The 20686-nt window shown below is 65.1% G+C and carries 19 protein-coding genes; 11 read left to right on the top strand and 8 right to left on the bottom strand.

What is annotated here, in order from left to right; genetic code table 11:
• Positions 1 to 181 precede the first annotated feature (181 nt).
• From DOM41_RS02265 to DOM41_RS02235, 7 genes are all read left to right on the top strand, one after another.
• Positions 182 to 1597 (top strand): RNA polymerase factor sigma-54, encoded by a 1416-nt coding sequence (locus tag DOM41_RS02265; protein WP_110685237.1) that lies wholly within the window; start codon positions 182 to 184, stop codon positions 1595 to 1597.
• 124 nt (positions 1598 to 1721) lie between these two features.
• The gene (gene hpf / locus DOM41_RS02260) at positions 1722 to 2030 is read left to right on the top strand and encodes a ribosome hibernation-promoting factor, HPF/YfiA family (protein ID WP_110685236.1); all 309 of its coding nucleotides are present in this window, start codon (positions 1722 to 1724) and stop codon (positions 2028 to 2030) included.
• A 9-nt stretch (positions 2031 to 2039) separates the two neighbouring features.
• Entirely contained in the window at positions 2040 to 2519 is a 480-nt protein-coding gene (gene ptsN, locus DOM41_RS02255) for a PTS IIA-like nitrogen regulatory protein PtsN (protein WP_110685343.1), read from the top strand.
• A gap of 2 nt (positions 2520 to 2521) precedes the next feature.
• Positions 2522 to 3433, top strand: a complete 912-nt coding sequence (gene rapZ / locus DOM41_RS02250) for an RNase adapter RapZ (RefSeq protein ID WP_110685235.1) — start codon at positions 2522 to 2524, stop codon at positions 3431 to 3433.
• Positions 3420 to 3689 carry an HPr family phosphocarrier protein gene (locus tag DOM41_RS02245; RefSeq protein ID WP_110685234.1) on the top strand — a complete coding sequence of 90 codons (270 nt, stop codon included), beginning with the start codon at positions 3420 to 3422 and terminating at the stop codon, positions 3687 to 3689. The genes rapZ and DOM41_RS02245 overlap by 14 nt, the downstream gene beginning before the upstream one ends.
• 98 nt (positions 3690 to 3787) lie before the next feature.
• The gene (gene mgtE / locus DOM41_RS02240) at positions 3788 to 5143 is read left to right on the top strand and encodes a magnesium transporter (protein WP_110685233.1); all 1356 of its coding nucleotides are present in this window, start codon (positions 3788 to 3790) and stop codon (positions 5141 to 5143) included.
• 45 nt (positions 5144 to 5188) lie between these two features.
• Positions 5189 to 5566, top strand: coding sequence for an acyl-CoA thioesterase (locus DOM41_RS02235; RefSeq protein WP_110685232.1), 378 nt, complete (start codon positions 5189 to 5191; stop codon positions 5564 to 5566).
• A 122-nt stretch (positions 5567 to 5688) separates the two neighbouring features.
• Here DOM41_RS02235 and pmbA read toward each other — a convergent pair whose 3' ends face one another.
• Positions 5689 to 7029, bottom strand: a complete 1341-nt coding sequence (gene pmbA, locus DOM41_RS02230; protein WP_110685231.1) for a metalloprotease PmbA — start codon at positions 7027 to 7029, stop codon at positions 5689 to 5691.
• A 114-nt stretch (positions 7030 to 7143) separates the two neighbouring features.
• On the opposite strand from pmbA, the gene yjgA reads away from it, so the two are divergent.
• Entirely contained in the window at positions 7144 to 7638 is a 495-nt protein-coding gene (gene yjgA, locus DOM41_RS02225) for a ribosome biogenesis factor YjgA (RefSeq protein WP_110685230.1), read from the top strand.
• A 99-nt stretch (positions 7639 to 7737) separates the two neighbouring features.
• Here yjgA and tldD read toward each other — a convergent pair whose 3' ends face one another.
• The 7 genes from tldD to DOM41_RS02190 all read right to left on the bottom strand — a co-directional run bounded on the left by tldD (position 7738) and on the right by DOM41_RS02190 (position 17931).
• Positions 7738 to 9192 carry a metalloprotease TldD gene (gene tldD, locus DOM41_RS02220; RefSeq protein WP_110685229.1) on the bottom strand — a complete coding sequence of 485 codons (1455 nt, stop codon included), beginning with the start codon at positions 9190 to 9192 and terminating at the stop codon, positions 7738 to 7740.
• A 63-nt stretch (positions 9193 to 9255) separates the two neighbouring features.
• Entirely contained in the window at positions 9256 to 13176 is a 3921-nt protein-coding gene (locus DOM41_RS02215) for a YhdP family phospholipid transporter (protein ID WP_110685228.1), read from the bottom strand.
• Positions 13177 to 13180: 4 nt separating this feature from the next.
• Positions 13181 to 14644, bottom strand: coding sequence for a ribonuclease G (gene rng / locus DOM41_RS02210; protein WP_110685227.1), 1464 nt, complete (start codon positions 14642 to 14644; stop codon positions 13181 to 13183).
• A gap of 124 nt (positions 14645 to 14768) precedes the next feature.
• The gene (locus tag DOM41_RS02205; protein WP_110685226.1) at positions 14769 to 15356 is read right to left on the bottom strand and encodes a Maf family protein; all 588 of its coding nucleotides are present in this window, start codon (positions 15354 to 15356) and stop codon (positions 14769 to 14771) included.
• A 30-nt stretch (positions 15357 to 15386) separates the two neighbouring features.
• A complete protein-coding gene (mreD, locus tag DOM41_RS02200; protein WP_110685225.1) occupies positions 15387 to 15866 on the bottom strand; it encodes a rod shape-determining protein MreD in 480 nt (159 codons plus the stop codon).
• A complete protein-coding gene (mreC, locus tag DOM41_RS02195; RefSeq protein WP_280951202.1) occupies positions 15863 to 16840 on the bottom strand; it encodes a rod shape-determining protein MreC in 978 nt (325 codons plus the stop codon). Before mreC ends, mreD begins: the two co-directional genes overlap by 4 nt.
• Before the next feature lie 53 nt (positions 16841 to 16893).
• Positions 16894 to 17931 carry a rod shape-determining protein gene (locus tag DOM41_RS02190; protein ID WP_110668224.1) on the bottom strand — a complete coding sequence of 346 codons (1038 nt, stop codon included), beginning with the start codon at positions 17929 to 17931 and terminating at the stop codon, positions 16894 to 16896.
• A 233-nt stretch (positions 17932 to 18164) separates the two neighbouring features.
• Between DOM41_RS02190 and gatC the strand changes: the two genes are divergently transcribed.
• The 3 genes from gatC to gatB all read left to right on the top strand — a co-directional run.
• Positions 18165 to 18455 carry an Asp-tRNA(Asn)/Glu-tRNA(Gln) amidotransferase subunit GatC gene (gene gatC, locus DOM41_RS02185; RefSeq protein ID WP_110685223.1) on the top strand — a complete coding sequence of 97 codons (291 nt, stop codon included), beginning with the start codon at positions 18165 to 18167 and terminating at the stop codon, positions 18453 to 18455.
• 126 nt (positions 18456 to 18581) lie between these two features.
• On the top strand, positions 18582 to 20039 hold the full coding sequence (gene gatA / locus DOM41_RS02180) for an Asp-tRNA(Asn)/Glu-tRNA(Gln) amidotransferase subunit GatA (protein ID WP_110685222.1): 1458 nt from the start codon (positions 18582 to 18584) through the stop codon (positions 20037 to 20039).
• The coding region (gene gatB / locus DOM41_RS02175) for an Asp-tRNA(Asn)/Glu-tRNA(Gln) amidotransferase subunit GatB (RefSeq protein ID WP_425353266.1) at positions 20039 to 20686 on the top strand (648 nt) is incomplete at its 3' end. The genes gatA and gatB, both read left to right, overlap by 1 nt.

Here is a 20686-nt window from a genome sequence, read left to right as displayed (position 1 = left end):
GTACCCCATCGGCGCCCGGCAATGGGGATCTTGGCTCGCGCTCTCCCCAGCACGCACGTCGGCCGACAACCCGGCCAGGCAGCGCACCCCCATGGCATACTTGTTGCATGTCAAGCGTTGAAAGTCGCTAACTTCAGGATTACCGTAACCCTTCACCGTTGCGACAGACGACGTTAGCGCCATGTCCATGAAAGCCTCTCTGCAACTCAAGGTCGGCACACAGCTGACGATGACGCCTCAGCTGCAGCAGGCAATTCAGCTACTGCAACTCTCCACGCTGGATCTCCGCCTGGAGATACAGCAGGCACTCGACAGTAACCCCCTGCTCGAGCTCGAAGATGAGTTTGGCGAGCAGGCCGTCGACGACACCGGCGAGGATGACTGGTCCAGCGAGATACCCGATGAGCTCAGCGTCGACAGCGACTGGAGCGATACCTATCAGGACGCCGGCGTGGCCGGTTCGATCGGCGAGGCGCCCGATCTCGACCGGAACACGAATGTGGTCGGGCTCAAGGACCACCTTCTGTGGCAACTGGCGATGGGGGATTTCGAGCCCGGCGACACACCGCTGGCGAGCTACCTGATCGACGCCATCAACCCAAACGGCCACCTCGAGGATTCCCTCGACGCACTCACTCAGGGCTGGCAGAACGACGATCCATCGACGACCCTCGCCGACGTCGAAGGCATACTGGCCCGAATTCAGCAGTTCGACCCCACCGGCGTGGGCGCTCGCGACCTGCGCGAGTGCCTGCTGCTGCAGCTCGAGGCGCTGGACACCCATACCCCGCTATTGATTCAGGCCAAACGGCTGGTGCGTCAGTTCCTCGACGCACTGGCCGCCGACGACCGGCGCCTGCTCAAGCGTCGTTTGCGCCTCGACGACGACGAGCTCGATGCCGTCATCGCCCTGATTCGCACCCTCGACCCTCGGCCCGGCCAGCGCTTTTCGAGCGCCGACAACAGCTATGTCATCCCGGATCTCGTCGCCCGAGTGACGCCCGAGGGGTGGCGCATCGAACTCAACGCCGATGCGCTGCCGCGCCTGCGCATTCAGCCGGACTACGCGGCCTTGATCCGACGAGCGGACAAAAGCGATGACAACGTGTTTCTGCGCCAGCACCTGCAGGAAGCCCGCTGGCTGATGAAGAGTCTCTCGAGTCGCAACGACACGCTGCTGCGGGTGGGCCGCGAGATCATGGAACGCCAGATCGCCTTTCTGGAGCGTGGTGAGGAGGCGATGAAACCGCTGATCCTCGCCGACATCGCCGAACGCGTCGAGCTGCATGAATCGACCATTTCGCGGGTGACGACACAGAAGTTCATCCAAACCCCGCGCGGCGTCTTCGAACTCAAGTACTTCTTTTCGAGCCAGGTCGGCGGCCAGAGCGGCGACGCCGATAGCGTCTCCAGCACCGCCATTCGTGCCCGGCTGAAGAAGCTGATCAGCGAGGAACCGGCACGCAAGCCACTCTCCGACAGCAAATTGGTGGCCCTGCTCGCCGAGGCGGATATCAACGTTGCCCGGCGCACTGTGGCAAAGTACCGCGAGGCAATGGGCATCCCCTCTTCGAGCGAACGCAAGCGTCTGTCCTGAGGGCGAATATGACGATCAGGACTGCGCCGAAAGCGACGTCGACGATCAAACTTCGCCCATGCCTTTGCACCAGTCGGAAAAGGGTTACAATCAGTAGGGCCAACTGCCGCAACAGGAGCGTGCCATGCAAGTGAACGTTACCGGCCACCACGTCGATCTGACCGATGCTCTCCGAGACTACGTCGGGGAAAAACTCGAACGTCTCGAACGTCACTACGACAACATCACCAATGTCCAGGTCACGCTCAGTATCGAGAAGGAGCGACAGCAGGCTGCCTGCACACTGCACGCGGCAGGCAAGGATCTACACGCCGACGCCAGTGACGTCGATATGTATGCCGCTATCGATGCGCTGGCCGACAAGCTCGACCGCCAACTGGTCAAACACAAAGAGAAGGCACAAGCCCGCGCCCAAGGCGCTGGCGCCCGCTAAGGCCTGATGATCACACTGGAAACGATTCTGCCCCCCGAACGCACCTTGTTCGAGGTCACGGGGGGCAGCAAGAAAAGGGTGCTGGAGTTCTTCAGCACCTTCATCGCACAGAACACGCCCAGCCTGGACAGCCAGGAAGTCTTCAGCCGCTTGATCGGTCGCGAGCGGCTGGGGAGTACCGGCATCGGCAACGGCGTGGCCATTCCTCATGCCCGCAGTCCGCACTGCAAATCGCCCCTGGCGGGATTCATGCGCCTGGAGGACGCCATCGACTTCGATGCCATCGACGGCGAGGCGGTCGATCTGGTCTTCGTGCTGCTGGTCCCCGAAGAGGCGGACGATGCGCATCTGTCGCTGCTCGCCGAAGTCGCCGGCATCATGAGTCAAGCGAGCGTACGCCAGGCCCTGCGTCAGGCCGAATCGCAGCGCGCGCTCTACCAGGCCTTGATCGAGGCCATTCGCCATCATCGAGACGTCGAAGACGGATAGCCATGCAACTCGTCATCATCAGCGGTCGCTCTGGCTCGGGGAAGTCCATCGCCCTTCAGGCACTGGAGGATCTCGGCTACTACGCCATCGACAATCTCCCGGCCAATCTGTTGGCTCCGCTAATCGACGAGCTTCGAACCGCCCCCCCGTCGCGCCCCAACGTCGCGGTCAGTATCGACGCCCGCAATCTGCCGGAATCGCTGGAGCGCTTCCCCGTGCTGCTGGAAGCCGTTCGCCAGCGCGATATCGACTCGCAGGTCGTCTACCTGACCGCCGATGCCAAGGTACTGCTCGAACGTTATTCGGCAACGCGGCGGCGACATCCGCTGACCCGCGGTAACGACATGACGCTGGCCGAGGCGATCGACAGCGAGCAGGACTATCTCGCGCCCATTCGCCGCGTCGCCGACCTGGTCATCGATACCCAGGGACTTTCGGTGCATGATCTGCGCGGCCGAATTTCGGAGCAGGTGGCCAAGCATGCCGGGGGGCGACTGACGCTGACTTTCGAGTCCTTCGGCTTCAAGCGCGGTGTGCCGCTGGACGCCGACATGGTGTTCGATGTGCGCTGCCTGCCCAATCCCTTCTGGGACCCGAGCCTGCGCCCTTACGACGGGCGCGACGTGCAGATCGTCGAGTTTCTCGAGGGCTACCCGGACGTCCACGCCATGGCCGAAGATATCAACGCCTGGTTGACGCGCTGGCTCCCCTCCTACCTCGCCAGTCATCGTAGCTATCTCACGGTTGCCATCGGCTGCACCGGGGGCCACCACCGTTCGGTCTATCTCATTGAGCGCCTGGCCCGTCACTTCGAGCATACCGGCGTGGACATTCGCCTGCGTCACCGCGAACTCGGTATCCACACCGCTCTCGACCATTCCGTAGCCCCCCGGACGCGCGATGCCGACGCGTGAACTTTGCCTGACCAATCGCCGCGGCCTTCATGCCCGCGCCGCCACCAAACTCGTGCAGTGCTGTCAGCCTTTTGATGCCAGTGTCGCCGTGTATCACGGTGAGCGAATGGCAGATGCCGCCAACATCATGTCGCTGCTGATGCTCGCGGCCCCCTGCGGCACACCGCTGACCATCGTCACCGAGGGCAACGATGCCAACGACGCGATGCGGGCGATCGAATCGCTTTTCGAGGCGCGTTTCCACGAAGACGAGTGATCCCTAGCGGCATTTTTGAACACTGTTTTTGATCCTCGTCATTTATCCCGGCGATGGTAGAATGCAGGCCCAGCCAGCCGTTCAAGGATGACGACAGGATGAGCCGCAACCCGCAAAAGCTGAAGCCACGGCTGGCCAAGCTCAATGAAGCCTTGGAGAGCGGTGCCCTGGACCAGGCCCGGCGCCTGCTCAACCGGGGCCTCGCGCCGGTGGACGTCGCCCATCTGCTCGAATCGTCGCCGCCCAAGGAGCGCGAGATTCTCTGGGGCCTCTTGGACCCCGAGCTGCACGGCGACGTGCTGCAGTACCTCAACGACGACGTCCAGATCGAGTTCCTCAACCGGATGGACGCCGAGCAGCTGCTCACCGCCACCGAAGGACTCGACGTCGACGATCTCGCCGACCTCCTCCAGCAGCTACCGAACACCGTGATTCAGGAAGTGCTTCAGTCGATGGAGGCGCAGGAGCGCCACCGTGTCGAGGAAGTTCTCTCCTACCCCGAGGATACCGCCGGCGGACTCATGAACCCGGACGCCGTCACCATCCGTCCGGACATCACCCTCGATGTCGTGATGCGCTATCTCCGCCGTCACGAGCGCCTCCCGGATGCCACCGACAACCTGCTGGTAGTGACCCGCCGCGACGAGCTGATCGGCACTCTCTCACTCAATCGTCTGCTGGTGTCGGATCTCTCGATGCTGGTGCGCGAAGTGATGGAGACCGACTTCCACGCCATACAGGCCACTGCCACCGATACCGATGTGGCAACGCTGTTCCAGAAGCACGATCTGATTTCGGCGCCCGTGGTGGGTCTGGACAGCAAACTGCTGGGCCGCATCACCATCGATGATGTGGTCGACGTCATCCGCGAGGATGCCGAGCACCAGGTCATGAGTCGGGCCGGTCTCGACGAAGACGAAGACACCTTCGCCCCGGCACTGCGCACCAGCCGCCGCCGTGCCGTATGGCTGGGCATCAATCTGGTGGCCGCCACCATTGTCTCGATCGCCATCGGCTTCTTCGAAGACACCATCCAGCAGATCGCGGCGCTCGCCGTACTGATGCCGATTGTCTCCAGCATGGGCGGTATCGCGGGCTCGCAGACACTGACGGTGCTCATTCGCGGCATCGCACTAGGCCACGTCTCCGGCGCCAATGTCCGCTGGCTGCTGGTCAGAGAGCTACTCGTCGGCCTGACCAACGGCATGATCTGGGCGGTCGTGGTGGGCGCGATGTCGGTCTTCCGGTTCGACGACATTCGGCTTGGCCAGATCATCGCCATGGCGATGGTGATCAATCTGACCGTCGCGACACTCGCCGGCACGCTGATCCCCGTCCTGCTCAAGCGGCTCAAGATCGATCCCGCACTCTCCGGCGGCGTTCTGCTGACGACCATTACCGACGTGGTCGGCTTCGTCGCCTTTCTGGGACTGGCGACCGTGTTCTACCTGTAGCCGCTGATCAAGCGATGCTCACGACCCGCGCTGACGGAGGCCAGCATGAATTTTCATACTCGCAAATGGATCAAGCCCGAGGATCTCAACCCCAACGGGTCGCTCTTCGGCGGGAGTCTGCTGCGCTGGATCGACGAAGAAGCGGCGATCTATGCCATCGTTCAGCTCGGCAACGCTCGCGTGGTAACCAAGTACATTTCGGAGATCAACTTCGTCTCCAGCGCGGTTCAGGGCGACATCATAGAGCTCGGGATCACCGCGACGCACTTCGGCACGACCTCGATCTCGCTCGAATGTCACGTTCGCAACAAGATCACCCGCAAGAGCATTCTCACCATCGACCGCATGGTCTTCGTCAATATTGGCGACGACGGCCAGCCCGCCCCGCACGGCAAGACCGAGATCACCTACGCCAAACGCTAACCGCGTGACGTTGGCCGCTGGATCCGCCTGACGCCCAAACGACAAGAACCGCGACGCTGTCGCGGTTCTCTGTCTCGACGCGGCTGGCCGCCCCGCCTCAATGACGGCGCGGTGCCGGCAGTCTACTGCCCGGCGATCGTCATCGAGTCGATCAACCAGCTACCGGTCTGGGTGCTGCTGCGACGATCGATGTCGTCGCCGACGCCCACCAACCCCGAGAAGAGACTCTCGAGATTGCCGGCAACGGTAAACTCCTCGACCGGATGCGAGATTTCTCCATTCTCGACCCAGAAGCCCGCCGCGCCACGCGAGTAGTCGCCCGTCACCGGGTTGAGCCCCTGCCCCATCATCTCCGTCACCAGCACGCCGGTACCCATCTGGCGCATCAGCGCATCGAGCGGCGTCGTCGGCGCCTGAATACGCAGGTTGCGCGCGCCGCCGGCGTTGCCGGTCGTCGACAACCCCAGCCGCCGGGCGCTGTAGGCGGAGAGCATGTAGCTCGCCAGCCGGCCCTGATCGATGAACACATTGTCGCGGGTGGCGACACCGTCGCCGTCGAAGGCTGAGCTCGCGAGGCCGCCGCGCTCCTGGGGTCGCTCGCCCAGCGAAAACCACTCGGGGAAGAGCGTGTCGCCCAGCCGGTCGCAGAGGAATGATGACTCCCGGTAGAGCGCACCTCCCGCAATGCTCGACAGCAGGTTGCCCACCAGAGAGCGCGCCATCTCCGGCGAGAACAGCACCGGGAAGCGGCCGGTCTTGGGGCACTCGCCGCCGAGGCGCTTCAGGGTACGCTCGGCGGCACGGCGGCCAATCGTCTCCGGGCTCTCCAGCGCATCGGCGCGGCGCGCCGTGGTGTAGTCGTGGTCACGCTGCATGTGGTCGCCGCTGCCGGCGATCAACAGGCACGACAGCGAGTGGCGGGTGCCGCGTTTACTACCGAGAAAGCCATGGCTGTTGGCATAGACGCTCACCACCTCGGAAGAGGAGAGATTGGCCCCCTCACTATTGGTGATGCCTTCACAGTCGCGTCCCGCCGCTTCGCAACGGAGCGCCAGCTCGACCGCCTCGTCGGTGGAAAGCGCCCAGGGGTGATGCAGATCGAGATCCGGTAGCGCCGTCGCCATCTCGGCGGCGTCGGCAAGCCCCGCGGCTGCATCCTCGCCGGTATAGCGGGCGATCGATACGGCCTTCTCCACCGCTGCGCGAATCGACGCATCGCTCTCGTCGGAGGTCGAGGCACTGCCCTTGCGCTGGCCCACGTAGACCGTCACGCCGATTCCCTGATCGCGGGAGAGCTCGATCGACTCGGTCTCGCCGAGACGAACGCCGACCCCGATTCCCTGATCTACGCTGGCGCCCACTTCGCAGGCGTCGGCGCCCAGGCGCTTGGCCAGCGCCAGTGCGGCCGTTGCCCGCTCTTCCAGGCGCGTCTGCTGCTCCACGGCATCAAAGGTTTGACTCATCAAAGACTCCCAGAAAGATCCGGTGACATCGCGAGGGCCTTTCGACCTCCAAGGCTGGGTGGCACGGCGCAGGCTGATATACTGCCGGCCTCACTCGCGGTGAATGGTAAAGAGATGAATTTCGAAGACGACGACGCGCCTCTCAGCAAGACCCAGCGCAAGCAGGAAATGCAGGAGCTCCAGGCGCTGGGCGAGCGGATCATCGCGCTCGATCCCGCAGTCCGCGCGCGCCTGCCGCTATCGGACGACATGATCGACGCGGTCGAAGAGACGTCGCGCATCCGCTCCCACGAGGGCCGCCGACGCCACATGCAGTACGTCGGCAAGGTAATGCGCAAGGAGGATCGCGCCGCGATCCGTGCCGCCTTCGAGGCGATGGACCAGGAACAGAACCACCGCAACGCGGCCTTCCAACGACTCGAGAAGACTCGCGATGCCCTGATCGATGACGACGACGCGCTGGAGCCGTTCATCGATGCCCATCCTGACGTCGACCGCCAGACGCTCCGCCAGCTGATCCGCAATGCGCGCAGCGAGCGCCAGCGCGGCAAACCCCCGGCCAGCGCGCGCAAACTGTTCCAGCTCATTCGGGACACCGTCGGGCTCTGATACCGGCGCTGTCCCGTGTCGAGAGGCGGCCGCTACCGGCGGGATCGTCGATGCTGGCGTCCCCCGCGGCTTGCCCCTCGGTCAGGCGACGCTCGTCGTTCAAGACGCCGTGCCACCCACGGTGATCTCGTCGAGCTTGAGCGTCGGCTGGCCGACACCCACCGGCACGCCCTGCCCCTCCTTGCCGCAGATACCGATGCCGGTATCCAGCGCCATGTCGTTCCCGATCATCGACACACGCGACATCGCCTCGGGGCCGTTCCCGATCAGCGTCGCGCCTTTCACCGGCGCTGTGATCTTGCCGTCCTCGATCAGATACGCTTCCGAGGCGGAGAAAACGAACTTGCCCGAGGTGATGTCGACCTGCCCGCCGCCAAAGCTGACGGCATAGATGCCGCGCTTGACGCTCGCGACGATCTCGCCGGGGTCGTCGTTACCCGCCAGCATGCAGGTATTGGTCATGCGCGGCATGGTGACGTGGGCGTAGGATTCGCGGCGCGCGTTACCGGTCGGCTGCATGCCCATCAGTCGCGCGTTGAGCTTGTCCTGCATGTACCCGGTGAGAATGCCGTCTTCGATCAGCGGCGTGCACTGCCCCGGCGTACCTTCATCGTCGACGCTGAGCGAGCCGCGACAGTCCGTGAGCGTGGCATCATCGACCACGGTCACGCCACGGGAGGCGACCTGCTCGCCAAGGCGTCCCGCAAAGGACGAGCTTCCCTTGCGATTGAAATCTCCCTCGAGGCCATGACCGACCGCCTCGTGAAGCAGGATGCCGGGCCAGCCGTTGCCCAGCACGATCGGCATCTGCCCCGCCGGCGCATCGACCGCCTTGAGGTTGACCAGCGCCTGGCGCACGGCGTCGCGAGCATAGTGCTCGGCCACACCCTCATCCCGCAGTCGGCTCATGGCATAGCGACCGCCACCGCCGGCGCTGCCCCGCTCACGCTTGCCGTCGCGGGCCACGATGACGCTGACGTTCAGCCGCACCAGGGGGCGAACGTCGGTCGCCAGCGTTCCGTCGGTCGCGCAGACCAGCACCACCTCATGCACGCCGGTCAACGACGCGCTGACCTGAACCACCGCCGGGTCCGCCGCGCGTGCGACACGGTCGGCCTGCTTGAGCATCGCGATCTTCTCTTCGGCGGAGAGCCCGCTCAGCGGATCGATCCCCGCATAGCGTGTCGCCGCCGTGACCGGCTGGATCTTCGCCGGCTGATGCCGCTCGCCGCTGCGCGCGATCGCGCACGCCGTGCGTCCGGTTTCCACCAGCGCCTCGGGGTTGATCTGATTGGAGTAGGCGAAGCCGGTCTTCTCGCCGGAGAGTGAGCGCACACCCACGCCGCCGTCGATGCTGTAGCTGGCATCCTTGACCTCGCCATCCTCCAGCACCCACATCTCGTGCCAGGTGCGCTGGAAGAAGAGATCGGCGTAATCGATACCCGCTCCCATGGCGTGGCTAAGGCCCGTCTCGAGCGAAGCCATGTCCAGCCCGCCCGGCGCCAGCAGCTGTGCCGACGCCTGTTCGAAGGAGTTGCTCTGCACGACTGTCATTGCGCACATTCCCGATGTTTGAAGACGTTGCGAACGCCAAGTGAGATCGCCGTCACGGCTGGCTCACTCGGCGCTCTCCAGATAAATGTTCGGCTCGGCCAGCGGCCCTTCGACGCGGTAATAGATCTGCGTGGCGCTATCGACCCACTGGCCGAACAGCTGATGAAAGAGAAACAGTCCCGCGCCGATTTGCGGGGCGCCCGCCAGGACCGCAACCAGCGGCAGGTTCTGACTGACGGGAACCGTGATACCCAGCCGCTGATCGATTCGCTGGCGATTGAGATCGACGCTGCCCGCCAGCGTGAATCGGGTCGACGCGCCGTCGATGACCAGCGGCCCCTGGGTTTCGAGCACGCCGTTGTACAGCGTAGCGCTCCCGTGCAACCGATTGAAAGCCGTACCCCCGTCGGTCACGTCGGAAAAATCGAGCTGCAGCCGACGCAGGATGTTGTCGAGATTGAAAAGCCCTACCAGCTTGGCCGACGGCGAGTGGAGCTGGCGCAGCCGACCGTCGCCGAGATCGACCCGAGCGCGACCACTCGCTCGCGGGAGTGCAAATTGCCATGGCGCCCCCGGCCAGGAGAGCTGAGCACTCGACTGGGCACTGTCACTCGTGATCGGCGCCGGCGCCCCGAGCGCGCGGAACGCCGTCGCGAGGTTACCCCCCGATGCCTCCACGTCTGCCCGGGTCAGGCTCGCCTCACCGGCACCCTCCCAGGCGAGCGACCCCCGGGCCTCGATCTCACCAAGCTGCAGGCTAAAGGGCGATAACGTCAGCTGATCCCCCTCGACTCGCCACCGCGCTTCCAGCGGCCCGAACCGTTCTCCCTGGCGCGCGAACTCATTGATGCGCACATGGCCGGCGGGCACCTGATCGAGCCCATCGGGCATCGCAAGGGGGCGGGGAGCCACCTCGATTCGGTCCAATAGCGTCGCCCCCGCCGCTTCGCCCTCGGCCTCGCCGGTGTCGGGGGTCAGCGCATCGAGATTGAGTCGCGCCAGGTCGATGTCCACCGGCACCGCGGCCTTGGGTTGCCAGCTCGCCCGCCCTTCAACGATGCCGCCGCCGAGCGACAGCTGCCAGCCATCGGCGAGCGGCGAGGCGTCGGCCTGCAGTCCGCCAAGGCAGCGATCGTCTACCAGCACGCAGGGGGTGGCGATAGCCACGCGCTTCAGCCCGCCACCGTCATCCACGGGCTTGGGTACCTCGGTCTCCAGCGCCTCGTCGATCGAGGTCGGCACGCCGCCCTCGGTCGACGTCGTCTCTGACGCACTCAGCTCGGTCAGCGCGTTGACCCAGCGCTGGGTATCCAGTCGGTCGGGCCGCCACAGCACGTACCAACCCGGCTCACTCGGCCAGGCGGCGCGCTCCCCGGGCCAGCCCTCGAGCCACACCTGACCCTGCACCTGATCGCCAAGCGTCCGCCAGCGCGCCCGGCCGGCATCGTCGAGCGTCACCTGCCCAGTGCCGGCCGCGATGTCGGCATCAATGGCGAGTGGTGCCTCGTGATCGGCGCTCTTGCCGAACGGCGGCGGCAGCTGAATCGCCAATCCCGCCAGATCGCTGCGCAAGCGGAAACTCGCGTTGTCGTCGGCGTCGAAGGCAATCTGCCCGTGATAGGGAAATGCACCCTCTATGAGACCACCGATACCCGAGACTCCGGCCCAGTCGAGCAGGCCGGCACCTCGGGCACGGCCACTCAGCGAGATGCCCGCCGGCCCCTGAACCGCACCGCCGATATTGAAGTCGGCGAGCAGCGGCCCCTCGAACGCCCGAGCGCCGAGCTTGCCATCGATGAAGTCGTTACCGTCCAGGCGTCGGTAGCGCAGCGCGCCATCGATATCGCTGAGCGTCAGCAGCACTTCCGGAAAGGTCAGTGTCTGGATGTCCGCATCGGCTTCGACCGTCACCTGCAGGTCGGTTTCCGGGTCGCTCTCATCGTCCATCGGCAGGCTAAGCTGCAGTCGGGCATCGACCTCCCCCTCGCTTTGCCACAGGCCGAAGGTGTCGGCGGCGCCTTCGATTGGCGCGTTGCCGAGAAACTCCAGCAGCCCACGACTGCTGCCCTGGATGTCGCCCTCGACGGCGAGCCGCTCGTTCTCGAGGGTCACGCTGGCGTTACGCGTGGTCAGACCGTGACTGGTGGCGTGCGTGACGCGCCCCTCAAGGTTCATGTCATGCATGTCGAGATGGCCATAGACCCGCTCGAGCGCCGGCCATTCGGGGTCGTACTGCAGCCGGCCGTCGGCAACGTCGAGCGACAGCGACAGGCTATCCTCCGGATTGACGAACATCTGCCCATCCGGCGCCTCCTTGTCCGTCAGCGTCAGCGAAAGCCGCAGCGCCCCCCGTTCGACAATGCCGCCGATGTCGCCGCCTAGCCACTCGCGCAGGTCGGGATCATCGATGACCCGGGTGGGCAGCCACGAGAGGAGTCGAGAGCCGCGGGCGTCAGCGCCGCCGAAATCGAGTTCGAGCCGCAGGTGACCGGGTTTCTTCTCCTGATCGTAAGTCGTGAGGCCGAACCGGCCGGAGGCGGTGGCCCCCCGCCACTTCGCCTTCAGTCGCTCGCCGCTGAGCACCGCACCACGGGCAGTGAGCGCCCAGTCGATGGTGCCGCTGGCCGCGGTCAGATCGAGCGGGTCGGCGTAGACAGAGGGGATCGCGAAGTTGGCGTCTTCCCCGGCGGCAAAGGTGACGCTGCCGCTACGTCCGCGGACGGTCGCCCAGGCATCGACCGGCCCGCCACCGGGAATGTCATCCCACGGCGAAACGGATACGCCCTCGAGCGCGCTCTGGGCATACCACTCGCCCTGGCTGCGCCCGACCTCGAGGCCAGCGACGTGTCCCGTCGGCGCCAGCCCCACCAGCGTCTCGGACAGCTCCGCCGACATCGGCAGCAGCGCGAGATACCCCGTCAGGCCATCGAGCGCGAACGGGGGCGTGCGCAGACGCCAACCATCCGCCGTCGACCGCGCCTGCAAATGCCGAGGCCACGCGACCGACGCCAGACCGGGACTCGAAAGCCCGACATTGTCGACGGCGAGCTGCCACGCGCCGTCGGCGTCGCGGTCGAGCTGCGCGTCGAGGTGCAGATCAGTGAGAGTGCGCGAGAGATCGCGCGGGCGGTCGATCAACGCGAGTCGAGCCAAATCCACCGAAGCGAGGGCCTGCTGCAGTCCCCCGCTTGCCCAGGTCCCGGAGACCTCGACCCGGCCCTCGGCCGCCGTCACTGCCGTGGGATAGACCGAGCTCAGGGCCGCGAGTGAGTGCGATAGTGGTCCGAGTGCGGCTTCTGCCGCGAAACGCGCCGTCGGCTCGAGCGTATCCGCATTTTCGACGGCGAGCCGAAGGCTGCCCGCATCGTCGGCAAGCGCCGCCTGAAGCGAGACTCGCCCGCCCGCGCTCGCAAGCTGCAGGCGGTCGAGCCGAAGACGTTGGGTGCTGTCGCCGGAATGCAGCGCGAGCGTAACCCCCGCCACCTCTGCATGCTGATGCGCCAACCGGCGCAGCCAGGCGTCGACATCGGGGGCCCCTTCGTCGGACGGGGTTTCATCAGCCCCGAACCACGCAGCGCCGGCGCCATCAGGCCAGCGCCAGCCGCCCTTCGGATCAGCGTAGAGATGGAGCGTGAGGTCCTGGAGCCTGGCATGTGCCAACACCGGCGAGCGCTGACGCCAACTCTCCATGCCATCGAGTCGCGCGTCGAGGTGTCCAATCTCCAGCAGCGGGCGGCCCTGTCGGCTCGTCAGCGTGAGATCGTCAATGTCAAGTGAAGGATTGAACCGAACGAGATCGAGCGACAGGCCGCCGAGCTGTCCCTCGGCATCCAGCGTCTCGGCCAGCCGGGAGACGGCCCAGGGGGCGAGGCGATCGCTCTGCCAGGCCACCAGACGAACCGCGGACACCAGACAGGCGGCAACGACCAGCACCACGGCCAGCGGCGTCAGAATCCAGCGGACAAACGCGCGCGAACGGCTCATCGGATCACATCAGCACGATGTCGTACTGTTCCTGCGAGTAGTGCGCTTCGACCTGAAAGCGAATGGTCTTGCCGATGAAGGACTCCAGGTCGGCCACGGCGGCCGACTCCTCGTCGAGCAGGCGGTCGACCACCGATTGCGAGGCCAGCACCATGTAGGTCTCCGGCGAGTAGGCCCGCTCTTCCCGCAGGATCTCGCGAAAGATCTCGTAGCAGACGGTTTCCGGCGTGCGCATGGCACCCCGCCCGTGACAGGTCGGGCACGGCTCGCAGAGCGTCTGTTCCAGGCTTTCGCGGGTGCGCTTGCGGGTGAGCTGAACCAGGCCGAGTTCGGTCACACCGGTGAGCTTGTTCTTGGCGTGATCGCGCTCCAGCGCCTTTTCGAGCACGCGCAGCACCTGGCGCTGATGCTCGAGCTCTTCCATGTCGATGAAGTCGATGATGATGATGCCGCCGAGATTGCGCAGCCGGAGCTGACGGGCGATCGCCGTGGCGGCTTCGAGATTGGTCTTGAAGATGGTCTCTTCGAGGTTGCGATGGCCGACGTAGCCGCCGGTATTGACGTCGATGGTGGTCATCGCCTCGGTCTGATCGATCACCAGATAGCCGCCGGACTTGAGCTGCACCTTGCGACTCAGCGCCTTCTGCAACTCGTCCTCGACGCTGTAGAGATCAAAGATCGGCCGCTCGCCGGGATAGTACTCGATGCACGACTCGAGGGTCGGCATGAATTCGCGGGCGAACTCCTTGAGCCGGAAATAGTTCTCCCGCGAGTCGATGCGCACCTTCTCGATCTGATCACGCATCACGTCGCGCAGCGTACGAATAAATAGCGGCAGATCGTCGTAGATCGGACTCGGCGCGGCCGCGGTGAGCTTCTGCTCGGCGATCTTCTGCCACAGCCGCTGCAGAAAGACCATGTCGGCGAAAAGCTCCTCCCGCCCCACGCCTTCGGCGGCAGTGCGCACGATGAAGCCGCCGGGGTTATCGTCGCCGATCTCGGCCTGACCGCTCTCGACCAGCGTCCGCAGACGCTCGCGCTCACTGGCGTCCTCGATACGCTGCGAGACCCCCACGTGGGGCGAATCCGGCATGTAGACCAGATAGCGCGACGGGATCGACAGATGCGTCGTGAGCCGGGCGCCCTTGGAGCCGATGGGGTCCTTGGTGACCTGTACCACCAGCGACTGGCCGGCATGCAGCAGATGACCGATGGAACCGGCGTCATCGGCGTGGGTGCCGGGGGCGATCACCTCGTTGACATGAATGAACGCCGCCCGCTCCAGCCCGATGTCGATGAAGGCCGCCTGCATGCCGGGAAGCACGCGGGCGACCTTGCCCTTGTAGATATTGCCCACGATGCCGCGGCGCCGGCTGCGCTCGATGAACGCCTCCTGAAGCACGCCATTCTCGACCACGGCAACCCGCGTCTCCATTGGCGTCAGATTGATCAGTACCTCACCGCTCATGCAGACATCCTTATCGCGGGTGGTTGGGCGCGCAGCGCTATCGCGGGAGTATGGCACAGGCCTGCGGGCGCCTCACCAGCCGCACGACGCCACCTCGATCGGGACGACTGACAACGTGAGGTTGTCACCGTGGCCACAGCGAGACGCCCTGAGCGCTCAGCAGCTCGGCGGTCTCGTGAAGCGGCAGTCCGACCACCGCGGAGTAGCTCCCCTCCAGACGCTCGACGAAGATCGCCGCCCGACCCTGAATGGCGTAACCGGCGGCCTTGTCGGCCGGTTCGCCGGTTGCCCAGTAGGCGACAATCTCCGACTCACCGATCTCGCGCAGATGAACCGTGGTCGCGACACGACACTCGGTCACTCCCCGGGGGCCGACCACCGCCACTGCGCTGAGCACCCGGTGGGCACGCCCCGAGAGCGCCTCGAGCATCCGGCGGGCATCGGCGGCATCGATCGGCTTGCCGAACACCTGATCGTCGCAGACCACCAGCGTATCCGCCCCCAGAGTGACGAGGCCGTCGTCTCGGTGGCCGGCTTCGGCTTTCTCGCGCGCCAGGCGAGAGACGAATTGAGCCGGTGGCTCGTCATTCAGGCGGGACTCATCGATATCGGCCGGCGCGACCTCGACGCTCAGCCCGATGGAGGCGAGCAGCTCGCGCCGGCGAGGCGAGGCGGAAGCCAGACGCAGTGCAGCGATCGTGGGCGATGACATGGAAGACCTCTGAGAGTCGAGCGCTGGTCGCTAGCCGATGCCCAGCCGGCGGCGCAGCACCTGCATCATGGTAAAGAGCCAGGGCCAAAGTGCCGCGCCGATCAACGCCGGAATCAGGAACTCGAGACTGACCGAGACCGGGCCGAAGATCGTGCGTAGCCACTGCTCGAGCAGCTGGGCGATACCCAGCAGCACGAAGACCAGCACGGCCTGTTGCCAGATCGAATAGACCCGAAAGCGTTGATAGAGCAGGAGAAAGAGATAGGCGAGCAGCGACAGGGTCAGCGCGTTCTGTCCCAGCGGCGCGCCTTCGATGAGGTCCAGCATGAGCCCCAGCACGAAACCGTGGATCACGCCCACTCGCTGCGGTATGGCCACACACCAGTAGGCCAGCAGAATGCCCAGCCAGTCCGGTCGCCAGACCAGCCAGGCATCCGGCAGTGGCATGACCTGCAGACACAGCGCCAACAGCAGCGTGAACCAGACGAACAGATAGCCAAAGATCGTCATGGCGACTCGCTCCCTTCCTGGACCTTGAGGGCAGCCGTCAGACCGGCTTCGCTGATCTGTCCCTTGTTCGGATGGGCGGGATCGCCCGGCCAGACGACCTGACGCGCGATCCGTTCGGCCCCGTCGAGCCCTTCGGTGCTCGGCGGCGTCGGCGGAAACAGCAGCAGGAAGTAGCGCGACCGCTCGGGCTGGGCGACCGGTTCGGCGGCGACCTCCATGAAAGCCTGACTGGACTCGCGCTGAACGGTGGTGACACGAGCCACCGGATAGCCGCGGGGAAAACGTCCGCCGAGACCGGAGGTCACCAGCAGGTCCCCCTCGCGGATGTCCGCCGTCGCCGGCACGCTGGTCACGTCGAGGGTGTCGAGCTGGCCGGTGCCCTGGACAATGAAGCGTAATCCGTTGCGATTGATCTCGACTGGCACGGCATGATTGGCATCGGCGACCATCAGTACCCGGCTGGTATAGGCCGACACCGACACCACCTGACCGATCAACCCGGAGGCATCCATCACCGGCTGACCGATATAGGCGCCGTCGCGGCGTCCCCGGTTGATCACGATCTGCTGGGTAAAAGGATCCGAATCCAGCGACAGGAGTTCCGCCGTGATGTAGGGGACGTCATCCGGGTTGGGCGCATTGAGCAGCTCGCGCAGGTGCACGTTCTCGGCGGTGAGGCTCGCCATGCGCTGCACGCGGTTGGAGAGCGTCAGCAACTGCTCGCGCAGACGCTGGTTCTCGTCGATCAGACTCTGCTTGTCGGAGACCGCCATGGCGCCCCAGCGCATGCCTTCACTGGGCAGGCTGACCAGCCATTGAATGGGCGCGACGACACTCGTCAGATGCGAACGGGCCGCTTCCACCGCACTGAAGCGGTGTTCGGCAAACATCAGGCCGAACGCCAATACCGCACACAACAGAATGCGGTACGTCGGCATGGGCCCGTAGGAAAACAGCGGTTTGATAGGCCTCACCCCCACCTACCGGCGACCGCCACCGCTAATAGGCGGCAGCGGCGCGGATGGCCTCAATCGCTGGAGAGCAGTTCGAAGGTATGCTGATCGATCATTTCCAGCGCCTTGCCACCGCCGCGGGCAACGCAGGTCAGCGGGTCTTCGGCGATGATGACCGGCAGGCCGGTCTCTTCGGCGATGAGCTTGTCGATGTCGCGAAGCATCGCGCCGCCGCCGGTGAGCACCAGGCCCCGCTCGGCGATGTCGGAGGCGAGTTCGGGCGGCGACTGCTCAAGCGCGCTCTTGACCGCAGCGACGATCGCCGCGAGCGGCTCCTGCAGCGCGTCGAGAATCTCATGCGAGTTGAGCGTGAAGCTGCGCGGAATGCCCTCCGCCAGGTTGCGGCCGCGCACATCGATCTCGCGCAGCTCACCACCGGGATAGGCACACCCGATCTCTTCCTTGATTCGCTCGGCCGTGGCCTCGCCGATCAGGCTGCCGTAGTGACGGCGAACGTAGGAAGTGATCGCTTCGTCAAAGCGGTCGCCGCCGATGCGAACGGACTCGGAGTAGACGACACCGTTGAGCGAGATGATCGCGATCTCGGTGGTTCCCCCACCGATGTCGACCACCATCGAGCCCTGTGCCTCTTCCACCGGCAGCCCGGCGCCGATCGCAGCCGCCATCGGCTCCTCGATCAGATAGACATCGCGGGCGCCTGCACCTTCGGCGGACTCCTTGATCGCGCGGCGCTCGACCTGCGTGGACATGCAGGGAACGCAGACCAGAACACGCGGACTCGGCGTGAGGAAAGTGCTCTGATGCACCTTGCGGATGAAGTGCTGGAGCATCTGCTCGGTAACGGTAAAATCGGCAATCACGCCATCCTTCATCGGACGGATGGCGGTAATGTTACCGGGCGTGCGCCCGAGCATCCGCTTGGCATCCAGGCCCACGGCAGCAACGCTGCGCATGTTGCCGGATTGGCGAATGGCCACAACGGAAGGCTCGTCCAGGACGATACCCCGGCCGCGGACGTAAATCAGCGTGTTGGCGGTTCCCAGATCGATCGACAGATCGCTGGAGAACAGCCCCCGTAAACGTTTAAACATGGAAACTTTTACCTAGTCCAGACCGGAACCCTGTGCGGAGGCAAACGGTATCACCGCGGGGGGTAACCAGCAAGCTCGCGCCTGCCAGCAGCGGCGAGATTATGGTAGTCTTGCCGCCATTTTACGAGGTCCCGGTTCGACATTTCATCGCGCTTTCCGGTGAACGTATCGACCCCTGTTTTTCAGTAGACGCGCTTTTCGAATGGATGCGCTTTTCGAATGAGGAATCCCTGATGGCAATCGAACACGCGGATGTGCTGCGCGCGGCCCATCTTGCCCGCCTGGGCTTGAAGGACGACGCCGAAGCTCACGGCTACGTGGATGATCTGACGCACATTCTGGAGATGGTGGATCGGCTCCAGGCGGTCGATACCGACGGCGTAGCGCCGCTGTCGCATCCGCTGGACACCACGCAGCGCCTGCGTCCGGACGAAGTGACCGAGTCCAACCAGCGCGAGACGTTCCAGGCCTGCGCGCCGGCGACCACCGACGGCCTCTATCTGGTGCCTCGCGTCGTCGAGTGACGACCTTTATTAGATGACGCGCGTTGTCGCATTCCCGCCGAGGCGTGGCGCGACGACTTCGTTAATCCCGATGCGTACTGCACCGCCGCGTGCGATCAGGACCACCCAATAGGGAACTTCGACCCCATGCACCACAAGACGCTCACGGAGCTCGCGAAGGGGCTCAAGGCCGGCGAATTTTCCAGCCGAGAGCTGACGACCCATCTGTTCGAGCGCATCGAGCGCTTCGACGGCGACATCAATAGCTTCATCACCGTCACGCGAGACCAGGCGCTGACGGCCGCCGACGCGGCCGACGCCGCGCGTGCCAAGGGTGACAGCCGCCCGCTGGCCGGCCTGCCGCTGGCAATCAAGGATATCTTCTGCACCCAGGGTGTGCGCACCAGCTGCGGCTCGAAGATGCTCGACAACTTCGAGGCGCCCTATAACGCGACCGTGGTCGAGAAGCTCGAAGCCGCCGGCATGATCAGCCTTGGCAAGACCAACATGGACGAGTTCGCCATGGGCTCGTCGAACGAGACGAGCTACTACGGCGCGGTGAAGAACCCGTGGGATCGCAGCGCCATTCCCGGTGGCTCCTCCGGCGGTAGCGCCGCTGCCGTCGCTGCAGGACTGGCCCCGGCCGCCATGGGTACCGACACCGGCGGCTCGATCCGTCAGCCGGCGGCTTTCTGCGGCATCACCGGTCTCAAGCCGACCTACGGCCGCGTCTCCCGCTACGGCATGATCGCCTTCGCCTCCAGTCTCGACCAGGGCGGCCCGATGGCGCGCAGCGCCGAGGACTGCGCCCACCTGCTCGGCGCCATGGCGGGTCACGACCTGCGCGACTCCACCAGCGTCTCCCGGGTGGTGCCGGACTACGTCGGCGAGCTCGACACGCCGCTGGCCGGGCTCAAGATCGGCCTGCCCCGGGAGTACTTCGGTGACGGTCTCGACAGCGACGTTGAGAGCGCGATCCAGGAAGCGATTCGCGTCTACGAATCCCTCGGCGCGACGGTGTGCGAGGTCAGCCTGCCGCACACGCACCTGGCCGTGCCGGCCTACTACGTCATTGCCCCGGCAGAAGCGTCGTCCAACCTCTCGCGCTATGACGGCGTGCGGTTCGGCCACCGCTGCCACAATCCCGCCGATCTCGAGGATCTCTACAAGCGCACCCGCGCCGAGGGCTTCGGCGACGAGGTCAAGCGCCGCATCCTGATCGGCACGCACACGCTGTCGGAAGGCTTCTTCGACGCCTACTACCGCAAGGCACAGCAGGTTCGCCGCCTGATCCGTCAGGACTTCCTCGACGCCTTCGATCAGGTCGATGTGCTGATGGGCCCCGCCGCCCCGACGCCCGCCTTTGATCTGGGCGCCAAGAAAGACCCGGTGTCGATGTACCTGCAGGACATCTACACCATCGCCGTCAATCTGGCCGGCATCCCGGGAATCAGCGTGCCTGCCGGTTTCGCCGGCAAGCGCCCGGTGGGGCTGCAGATTCTCGGCCAGCACTTCGCTGAGGGACAGCTTCTCAACGTGGCGCATCAGTTCCAGCAGGCGACGGACTGGCACCGCCGCCACCCGGCCGATCAGGAGACAACCTAATGCAGTGGGAAACCGTCATCGGGCTGGAAGTCCACGTTCAGCTCGCGACCCAGTCGAAAATCTTCTCCGGGGCCTCCACCGCTTTCGGCGCCGAGCCCAACACGCAGGCGTGTGCCGTCGATCTCGGCCTGCCGGGCGTGCTGCCGGTGCTCAACGAGGGCGCGGTCGCCATGGCGGTGCAGTTCGGCCTCGCCATCGACGCCGAGATTCCCGAGACCTCGCTGTTCGAACGCAAGAACTACTTCTACCCCGATCTGCCCAAGGGCTATCAGACCAGCCAGATGGACCAACCCATCATCGGCAAGGGTGAGGTGGAGCTGGTACTCGATGAGACCGAGCGCAAGACCGTGCGCATTCACCACGCGCATCTGGAAGAGGACGCCGGCAAGTCACTGCACGAAGACTTTCACGGCATGAGCGGGATCGACCTCAACCGCGCCGGCACGCCGCTTTTGGAGATCGTCTCCGAACCCGACATGCGCTCAGCCAGAGAAGCGGTCGCCTACATCCGCGCGATCCACGCTATCGTCACCTATCTGGGGATTTCCGACGGCAACATGGCCGAAGGCTCGATGCGTTGCGACGTCAACGTCTCCGTTCGCCCCAAGGGTCAGGAAGCCTTCGGCACCCGAGCCGAGATCAAGAAC

Source organism: Salinicola aestuarinus (assembly GCF_003206645.1).
GTDB lineage: Bacteria > Pseudomonadota > Gammaproteobacteria > Pseudomonadales > Halomonadaceae > Salinicola > Salinicola aestuarinus.
The sequence above is the reverse complement of the archived record's forward strand: the minus strand, read 5'-3'. Positions and strand labels throughout refer to the sequence as shown.

Bases quoted from the DNA above. Each gene is read 5' to 3' on its own strand.
- mreD (WP_110685225.1), bottom strand. From the start codon at position 15,866: ATGACGATCTTTGGCTATCTGTTCGTCTGGTTCACGCTGCTGTTGGCG.
- rng (WP_110685227.1), bottom strand. From the start codon at position 14,644: ATGAGCGGTGAGGTACTGATCAATCTGACGCCAATGGAGACGCGGGTT.
- DOM41_RS02245 (WP_110685234.1), top strand. From the start codon at position 3,420: ATGCCGACGCGTGAACTTTGCCTGACCAATCGCCGCGGCCTTCATGCC.
- DOM41_RS02235 (WP_110685232.1), top strand. From the start codon at position 5,189: ATGAATTTTCATACTCGCAAATGGATCAAGCCCGAGGATCTCAACCCC.
- rapZ (WP_110685235.1), top strand. From the start codon at position 2,522: ATGCAACTCGTCATCATCAGCGGTCGCTCTGGCTCGGGGAAGTCCATC.
- hpf (WP_110685236.1), top strand. From the start codon at position 1,722: ATGCAAGTGAACGTTACCGGCCACCACGTCGATCTGACCGATGCTCTC.
- pmbA (WP_110685231.1), bottom strand. From the start codon at position 7,029: ATGAGTCAAACCTTTGATGCCGTGGAGCAGCAGACGCGCCTGGAAGAG.
- DOM41_RS02190 (WP_110668224.1), bottom strand. From the start codon at position 17,931: ATGTTTAAACGTTTACGGGGGCTGTTCTCCAGCGATCTGTCGATCGAT.
- DOM41_RS02205 (WP_110685226.1), bottom strand. From the start codon at position 15,356: ATGTCATCGCCCACGATCGCTGCACTGCGTCTGGCTTCCGCCTCGCCT.
- gatA (WP_110685222.1), top strand. From the start codon at position 18,582: ATGCACCACAAGACGCTCACGGAGCTCGCGAAGGGGCTCAAGGCCGGC.
- DOM41_RS02215 (WP_110685228.1), bottom strand. From the start codon at position 13,176: ATGAGCCGTTCGCGCGCGTTTGTCCGCTGGATTCTGACGCCGCTGGCC.
- DOM41_RS02265 (WP_110685237.1), top strand. From the start codon at position 182: ATGTCCATGAAAGCCTCTCTGCAACTCAAGGTCGGCACACAGCTGACG.
- yjgA (WP_110685230.1), top strand. From the start codon at position 7,144: ATGAATTTCGAAGACGACGACGCGCCTCTCAGCAAGACCCAGCGCAAG.
- mgtE (WP_110685233.1), top strand. From the start codon at position 3,788: ATGAGCCGCAACCCGCAAAAGCTGAAGCCACGGCTGGCCAAGCTCAAT.
- tldD (WP_110685229.1), bottom strand. From the start codon at position 9,192: ATGACAGTCGTGCAGAGCAACTCCTTCGAACAGGCGTCGGCACAGCTG.
- gatC (WP_110685223.1), top strand. From the start codon at position 18,165: ATGGCAATCGAACACGCGGATGTGCTGCGCGCGGCCCATCTTGCCCGC.